Genomic DNA, 6,140 nt, shown 5'->3' on the forward strand with positions numbered 1-6,140 from the left:
AATGGTAAAGATCCGACTTTCTCGTTTCGGCTCCAAGCACAACCCTCACTACCGCATCGTGGTCACCGATAGCCGCAGAAAGCGCGACGGCGCCTACATCGAAAAGATCGGGTACTACGATCCCCGCAAGACCACTCCCGAGTGGCTGAAGGTGGACGTGGAGCGGGCCAAGTACTGGCTTTCCGTGGGGGCCCAGCCCACGGACACCGCCCGGAGGCTTCTCCGGCAGGCGGGGGTTTTCCGGAAGGAAGGCTAGGGGTTAGGGCCCCTGAGGGCGCCGGTGGGTGTACCCACCCGGCGCCTTTGCCTTAACATGGGGCCATGAAGGACTTGGTGGAATATTTGGCCAAGAGCGTGGTGGACCAGCCGGAGCGGGTCCGGGTGCAGGAAAGGCGTACCCGGGAAGGTCCCCTTTACGTGGTGGAGGTGGCCCCGGAGGATAAGGGTCGGCTCATCGGCAAGCAGGGTCGGGTCATTGAGTCCATCCGCACCTTGGTAAGGGCCTACGCCAAGCGCAAGGTGGGGGTGGAGGTGCGCTAGGCCCGTGGGGCTTTGGCATAATGGATTAGGGATGCGCCTGGTGGAAATCGGTCGGTTCGGTGCCCCCTATGCCCTGCGCGGGGGTCTGAAGTTCCGGGGTGAGCCGGTGGTGGCTCACCTGGAGCGGGTCTACGTGGAAGGGCATGGCTGGCGGGCGGTGGAGGATCTCTACCAGGTGGGGGATGACCTGGTGGTTCACCTGGCGGGGGTTTCCAGCCGGGAGCTGGCCGAGCCCTTGGTGGGCCTCCGGGTGTATGCCGAGGTGGAGGAACTTCCCCCCCTCGAGGAGGGCCGGTACTACTACTTTGCCCTGATTGGCCTACCCGTTTACGTGGGGGGCTTGAAGATGGGGGAGGTGGTGGACATCCTGGACGCAGGAGCCCAGGATGTCCTGGTGATCAGGGGCGTGGGGGAAAGGCTTCGCGACCAGACGGAACGCCTGGTACCCCTGCAGGCGCCCTACGTGCGGGTGGAGGAGGAGGGCATCCACGTGGAGCCCATCCCCGGCCTCTTTGACTGAATGCGCTACACTATCCTCACCCTTTTCCCCGGTCTCATACGCCCCTGGCTTTCGGAATCCCTCCTGAAGAAGGCCCAGGAGCGGGGTCTCATCCAGGTGGAGGTGGTGGACCTCAGGGCCTATGGCCTGGGGCGGCACCGCACCGTGGACGACACTCCCTATGGCGGCGGGGCGGGGATGGTGATCCGCCCGGATGTGGCGGTGGCGGCCTTGGAGGCCGTTTTGCCTGCGGATGAGGTGATCCTCCTTTCCCCGGCGGGGGAACCCTTCACCCAACGGGTGGCGGAGGAGCTGGCCCAAAGGGATCACCTGGTCCTTCTTTCCGGGCGCTACGAGGGGTTTGACGCCCGGGTGGAGGCCTTTGTGACCCGCTCCCTTTCCATCGGGGATTACGTGCTCATGGGGGGGGAGGTGGCGACCTTGGCGGTGCTGGAGGCCACCGCCCGGCTTATTCCGGGGGTGATCGGGGATCCGGAAAGTCACCGGAAGGATTCCTTTGTCCGCGGGCTCCTGGACCACCCCCACTACACCCGCCCCCCGGAGTTCCGCGGGCTTCGGGTGCCGGAGGTTCTCCTTTCGGGGAACCACCCGGAGGTGGACCGGTGGCGCAGGCAGGAAGCCTTGAGGAAGACCCTTGCCGTGAGGCCGGAGCTGGTGCGGGAGGCCAGGCTTGGGCCCCTCGAGGTGGCCTGGCTTGCGGAAATGGACCGCGAGGGCTAGACTTAGGTCTGTTGCCCATGAACCCCTCGGGGTTCCTCTGGGAGGGAGGAGAACATGAACCGAGGAGCGCTGCTTAAGGTAGTGGAGGCCAAGTATACCCGCACCGATCTCCCGGAGTTCCGGCCCGGCGACACCGTGCGGGTGGCCTACCGGGTAAAGGAAGGCAACCGCACCCGGGTGCAGAACTTTGAGGGCATCGTCATCAAGATCAAGCGGAACGGGTACAACACCAGCTTCACCGTGCGCAAGGTGAGCTACGGCGTGGGGGTGGAGCGCATCTTCCCCCTGAACTCCCCCCTCATCGAGAAGATCGAGATCGTCCAGCGGGGCCGGGCCCGGCGGGCCAAGCTCTACTTCATCCGCGAGCTTTCCGAAAGGGAGATCCGCCGCAAGCTCCGCGCCGACCGCAAGCGCATCGGCCAGGACCAGGAAAGGGCCCGGGTGGCCAAGGAGGAGGCGGAAGCTGCCCAGGGCGCTACAGAGGCGGCTTCCGAAGGGGAACCCTCCGCCGAGTAAACCGGGGGCTATGGGAAGGGTGGGTTTGCCCGCCCTTCCTTATTTCTTCGCCAGGAATCCCAGGGACCTTGCCTTTTCCAGGGCTTCCACCCGGTTTCGGGCCAGAAGCTTGCCGTAGAGGCTTTCCAGGTGGTCCTTCACCGTGTCCGGGGAAAGGCCCAGGGCCTTGGCCATCTCCTTCACGGAAAGCCCTTGGGCCAGGAGGCGGAGGACTTCCTCCTCCCTCGAGGTGAGGCTGGGCAGGTCGGGGGGCTTCAGTTTTTCCTCCCCCTGGGCCACGCGGAGAAGGCGCCTTTTGAGCTCGGGAGCGGAGAGCTCCTTGGAAAAGTAGGCGTCAGCCCCGGCCAAAAACGCTTCCCGCACCAGGGCGGGCTCCTGGTAGGTGGTGAGGAGGGCGACGAGACCGGAATACCCCTTCTTCCGGAGCATACGGGTGCACTCTAGCCCATCCAATACGGGCATCCTCAGGTCCAGGAGGACTGCCTCCGGGTTCAGGGCCAGGGTCTTTTCCAAGGCCTCCTTTCCATCCTGGGCCTCGGCCACCACCACGAGCCCTTCCCCCTCGAGGCCCGCCCTAAGCCCCAGGCGGAAGAGGGGGTGGTCGTCGGCGATCAGCACGCGGAGGCGGGATCCAGGGTTGCCCATCCTGGCCTTTAGCATAGGCCTGCGGTGTGAAAACGAGGCCAAAGCCTATACTTAGGCTATGCCCTTGACCCTGAACGACCTTGCCGCCCTTCCCGGCCGGGCGTCGGAGGCCCTGCTCCGCGAGGAGGTGGAGGAAACCGGGCTGGCTCCCGAGACCATCCTGGATAAGCTTCGGGAGCGCCTTGGCATCATGCGGGATTCCATCCGGAGGGGTCTCGCCTCGGATGCCCCCAGCGTGGCGGGAATGGTGGGGAAGAATGCCAAGACCTTGTGGGAAGCCCCGGATCCCTTGCGGGATCCGCTTTTAAAGCGGGTCCAGGCCTACGCCATGGCGGTCAACGAGGAAAATGCCCGCATGGGCCGGATCGTAGCCGCGCCCACTGCGGGCAGCGCCGGAACGCTTCCTGGGGCCTTGCTGGGAGTGGCGGATCACCTGGGCATCCCCGATGAGGACCTCCTCATGCCCATGGTCCTGGCCGCCGGCGTGGCCAAGATCATCAACCGCCAGATCTACATCGCCGGGGCCAGCGGGGGGTGCCAGGCGGAAATCGGTTCCTCGGCGGCCATGGCGGCGGCCGCCGTTACCGAGCTTCTCGGGGGGAGTGCGGAGGCCTCTGCCCATGCGGCGGCCTTGGCCCTGCAGAACACCCTGGGCCTGGTTTGCGATCCCGTGGGGGGGTTTGTGGAGGTCCCCTGCGTGATGCGCAATGGTTTTTATGCGGTGCATGCGGTGAGCGCCGCCTCCATGGCCTTAGCGGGGATAAGGAGCGTGATCCCCCCCGACGAGGTGATCCTGGCCATGGCGGGCATCGGCCGCCTCCTGCCCTTGGAGCTCAAGGAAACAGGCCTGGGGGGGTTGGCGGACACCCCCACGGGGCGTCGGCTGGCCGCCCAGGCCCTGGGGGAGGCTTCCGAGGATTGAGCTATTCCTCCCCTTTGGCTACCGGAACCCCCACCAGGTTGCCCCACTCCGTCCAGGAGCCGTCGTAGTTCTTCACGTGGGGGTAGCCGAGGAGGTACTTGAGGACAAACCAGGAGTGGCTGGAGCGCTCGGCGATGCGGCAGTAGACCACCACGTCCTTATCCGGGGTGATGCCCAAGGACTGGTAAAGAGCCTGAAGTTCTTCTGCCGTTTTGAAGGTGCCATCGGGGTTCACCGCCTTGGCCCAGGGGATGTTTTTGGCCCCGGGGATGTGGCCAGCCCGCAGGGCGCCCTCCTGAGGGTAGTTGGGCATGTGGGTGAGCTCCCCCCGGTACTCCTCAGGGCTCCGCACGTCCACCAGGGCACCCCTGCCCTCCTTAACCTTGAGGATGTGCTTGAGGACCTCATCCCGGTAGGCGCGGATGGACTCGTCCCGGTAGGGTACCCGGTAGCTCCCCTTGGGGTAGGTTGGAACCTCGGTGGAAAGGGGACGGCCTTCCTCCACCCACTTTTGCCGCCCCCCGTTCATGAGGCGCACGTCCTGGTGGCCGTTATATTTGAAGAACCAGAAAGCATAGGCGGCCCACCAGTTGTTCTTGTCCCCGTAAAGGACCACGGTGGTGTCGTTGGAGATCCCAAGCCTTTCCATGAGGTTGGCAAACCCTTCCTCGTCCACAAAGTCCCGCACCACCGGATCCCAGAAATCCCGTTGCCAGTCCACCTTCTGTGCCCCGGGAATGTGGCCGGTTTCGTAGAGCAGGATGTCCTCGTCCACCTCGAGGATCCTCACCTTGGGATCCTCCAAGTGCTCCTGGACCCAGTCCGTGCTCACCAGAACCTCGGGATGCGCGTAGCCCATACCTCACCTCCCGCCCACAAGATACCCTTGAGCGAGTGAGAGTAAAGGGGGTCTATGCACATTCCCATCCCGATCCTGAACCCGGACAAACACATGTGAGACTCTGGGCTGGGATAAAAAGAGGGGGACCGACTCCGGAAGGAGGCCCCCCGAGTGCAGCTTACCACGGTTGGCAAAGCGATCTGGCGAGGAGCGAGGAAGGCCCAGGAGCTGGAGATGGCGGGGGCCGGCGACCCCCTGGTCCAGGAACGGCTGCGCAAGCTCAAGCAGGTGGAGGCGTTCAGGAAGCACGGGGTGAGCTGGCCCGAGATCCAGGCCCTGGTGGGGATCAGCCGGGCCACCTATCACCGCTGGCGGAGCAGGCTCAAGGACGAAGGACTTAAAGGCCTTCTTCCGAAACCCAAACGCCCCAAACGCCTACGGCGGAAGGTGCACTGGACCTCCGAACTCCTCATCGCCACCGAGGACTTGCGGAGACAAAACCCCACCTGGGGCCGCTGGCCCATCTGGTGGAGCTTGAGGAAGGGAGGTTTTGAGGTCAGCGAGCGCACCGTGGGCCGCATCCTCGCCCATCTGGAAGCCAGGGGGCGGGTGGAAAGGGTGGCCGCCTTCCTGGCCCGGGCGAGGCGGGGCAAGGGGAGGCCAAGACCCCAGAGGCCCTACGCCCAGAGGAAGCCCCGGGGATACGAGGCCAGGGCGCCCGGGGACCTGGTGCAGTTGGACACCCTCACCGTGACCCTAGGGCCCGGGGAGGTGGTCAAGCACTTCTCGGCCCTGGACCTGGTCACGCGCTTCTCCCTGGCCCAGGTGCACACCAGGGCCACGGCCAACCTGGCGGCGGGATTCCTCTCCGCCCTCGTGACCAAGGCCCCCTTCCCCATCCGGGCCGTCCAGGTGGACGGGGGGAGCGAGTTCATGGCCGAGTTTGAGGAAGCCTGCCGGAGCCTGGGAATCCGGCTCTTTGTGCTGCCCCCACGGAGCCCGAAGCTCAACGGGCACGTGGAGCGGATGCAGCGCACCTTCCGCGACGAGTTTTATACCCTGCCCTTGCCAAGGGGGCTTGTGCGCCTGCAGGCCGAGCTGGACGCTTATCTGGCGTACTACAACCACCGCAGGCCCCACATGGCCCTGGGGGGGCTGGCGCCCCTGGAGTTCTTGGCTAAAATGCAAGCGGAGTCGGTCCCCCAGTCTCAGATGTATTGACCGATTCAGACTTGACCGCTATGCCGCATAGAGCCCCAGGAAGCGCAGGGCGGAGAGGGGGTTGAAGGAGAAGGCCTCCAAGGCCGCCTTCTTCTCCCTGACCCCTTGGCGGTGAAGCATGGAGACCAGAAAGGCCCGGAGGGCCGCCAAGACCTGTGCCCCCACCCCCCGCACCTGGCAGGCATCCTCGTGGAGGAGAACGTCCCGTACCCAAA

9 protein-coding genes and 1 pseudogene are annotated in these 6,140 nt (G+C 65.2%); 7 read left to right on the forward strand and 3 right to left on the reverse strand.

From position 1 onward, the window contains the following. The first annotated feature begins 1 nt into the window (after position 1). The 5 genes from rpsP (at position 2) to rplS (ending at position 2,296) form a co-directional block, all read left to right on the forward strand. Positions 2-256: a 30S ribosomal protein S16 gene (gene rpsP, locus AC27GT_RS05550; RefSeq protein ID WP_015717279.1), complete on the forward strand. Its 255-nt coding sequence runs from the start codon at positions 2-4 to the stop codon at positions 254-256. 65 nt (positions 257-321) lie between these two features. Then, positions 322-540, forward strand: a complete 219-nt coding sequence (locus AC27GT_RS05555) for a KH domain-containing protein (RefSeq protein WP_015717278.1) — start codon at positions 322-324, stop codon at positions 538-540. Between the two features lie 31 nt (positions 541-571). After that, positions 572-1,060: a ribosome maturation factor RimM gene (rimM, locus tag AC27GT_RS05560; protein ID WP_041438412.1), complete on the forward strand. Its 489-nt coding sequence runs from the start codon at positions 572-574 to the stop codon at positions 1,058-1,060. Beyond that, positions 1,061-1,780, forward strand: a complete 720-nt coding sequence (gene trmD / locus AC27GT_RS05565) for a tRNA (guanosine(37)-N1)-methyltransferase TrmD (RefSeq protein WP_015717276.1) — start codon at positions 1,061-1,063, stop codon at positions 1,778-1,780. It abuts the gene before it with no gap. 54 nt (positions 1,781-1,834) lie between these two features. Next, entirely contained in the window at positions 1,835-2,296 is a 462-nt protein-coding gene (gene rplS / locus AC27GT_RS05570; RefSeq protein ID WP_015717275.1) for a 50S ribosomal protein L19, read from the forward strand. Between the two features lie 39 nt (positions 2,297-2,335). On the opposite strand, the gene AC27GT_RS05575 is transcribed toward rplS, so the two are convergent. Continuing rightward, the gene (locus AC27GT_RS05575) at positions 2,336-2,956 is read right to left on the reverse strand and encodes a response regulator (protein WP_015717274.1); all 621 of its coding nucleotides are present in this window, start codon (positions 2,954-2,956) and stop codon (positions 2,336-2,338) included. Between the two features lie 43 nt (positions 2,957-2,999). Between AC27GT_RS05575 and sdaAA the strand changes: the two genes are divergently transcribed. Beyond that, the gene (sdaAA, locus tag AC27GT_RS05580; protein ID WP_015717273.1) at positions 3,000-3,863 is read left to right on the forward strand and encodes an L-serine ammonia-lyase, iron-sulfur-dependent, subunit alpha; all 864 of its coding nucleotides are present in this window, start codon (positions 3,000-3,002) and stop codon (positions 3,861-3,863) included. Position 3,864: 1 nt separating this feature from the next. Here sdaAA and AC27GT_RS05585 read toward each other — a convergent pair whose 3' ends face one another. After that, positions 3,865-4,722, reverse strand: a complete 858-nt coding sequence (locus AC27GT_RS05585) for a sulfurtransferase (RefSeq protein ID WP_015717272.1) — start codon at positions 4,720-4,722, stop codon at positions 3,865-3,867. Positions 4,723-4,875: 153 nt separating this feature from the next. On the opposite strand from AC27GT_RS05585, the gene AC27GT_RS05590 reads away from it, so the two are divergent. Further along, a complete protein-coding gene (locus AC27GT_RS05590) occupies positions 4,876-5,925 on the forward strand; it encodes an IS481 family transposase (RefSeq protein ID WP_026175045.1) in 1,050 nt (349 codons plus the stop codon). Positions 5,926-5,943: 18 nt separating this feature from the next. Here the strand turns inward: AC27GT_RS05590 and AC27GT_RS05595 are convergent. Further along, positions 5,944-6,140, reverse strand: a pseudogene (locus AC27GT_RS05595) (transposase); the annotation flags it as partial.

The organism is Thermus sp. KWY1, assembly GCF_057547025.1.

What these genes read in the sequence shown, in the direction of transcription:
- AC27GT_RS05555 (WP_015717278.1), top strand. Translation starts at nt 322, where the DNA reads ATGAAGGACTTGGTGGAATATTTGGCCAAGAGCGTGGTGGACCAGCCG.
- rpsP (WP_015717279.1), top strand. Translation starts at nt 2, where the DNA reads ATGGTAAAGATCCGACTTTCTCGTTTCGGCTCCAAGCACAACCCTCAC.
- rimM (WP_041438412.1), top strand. Translation starts at nt 572, where the DNA reads ATGCGCCTGGTGGAAATCGGTCGGTTCGGTGCCCCCTATGCCCTGCGC.
- sdaAA (WP_015717273.1), top strand. Translation starts at nt 3,000, where the DNA reads ATGCCCTTGACCCTGAACGACCTTGCCGCCCTTCCCGGCCGGGCGTCG.
- trmD (WP_015717276.1), top strand. Translation starts at nt 1,061, where the DNA reads ATGCGCTACACTATCCTCACCCTTTTCCCCGGTCTCATACGCCCCTGG.
- rplS (WP_015717275.1), top strand. Translation starts at nt 1,835, where the DNA reads ATGAACCGAGGAGCGCTGCTTAAGGTAGTGGAGGCCAAGTATACCCGC.
- AC27GT_RS05575 (WP_015717274.1), bottom strand. Translation starts at nt 2,956, where the DNA reads ATGCTAAAGGCCAGGATGGGCAACCCTGGATCCCGCCTCCGCGTGCTG.
- AC27GT_RS05585 (WP_015717272.1), bottom strand. Translation starts at nt 4,722, where the DNA reads ATGGGCTACGCGCATCCCGAGGTTCTGGTGAGCACGGACTGGGTCCAG.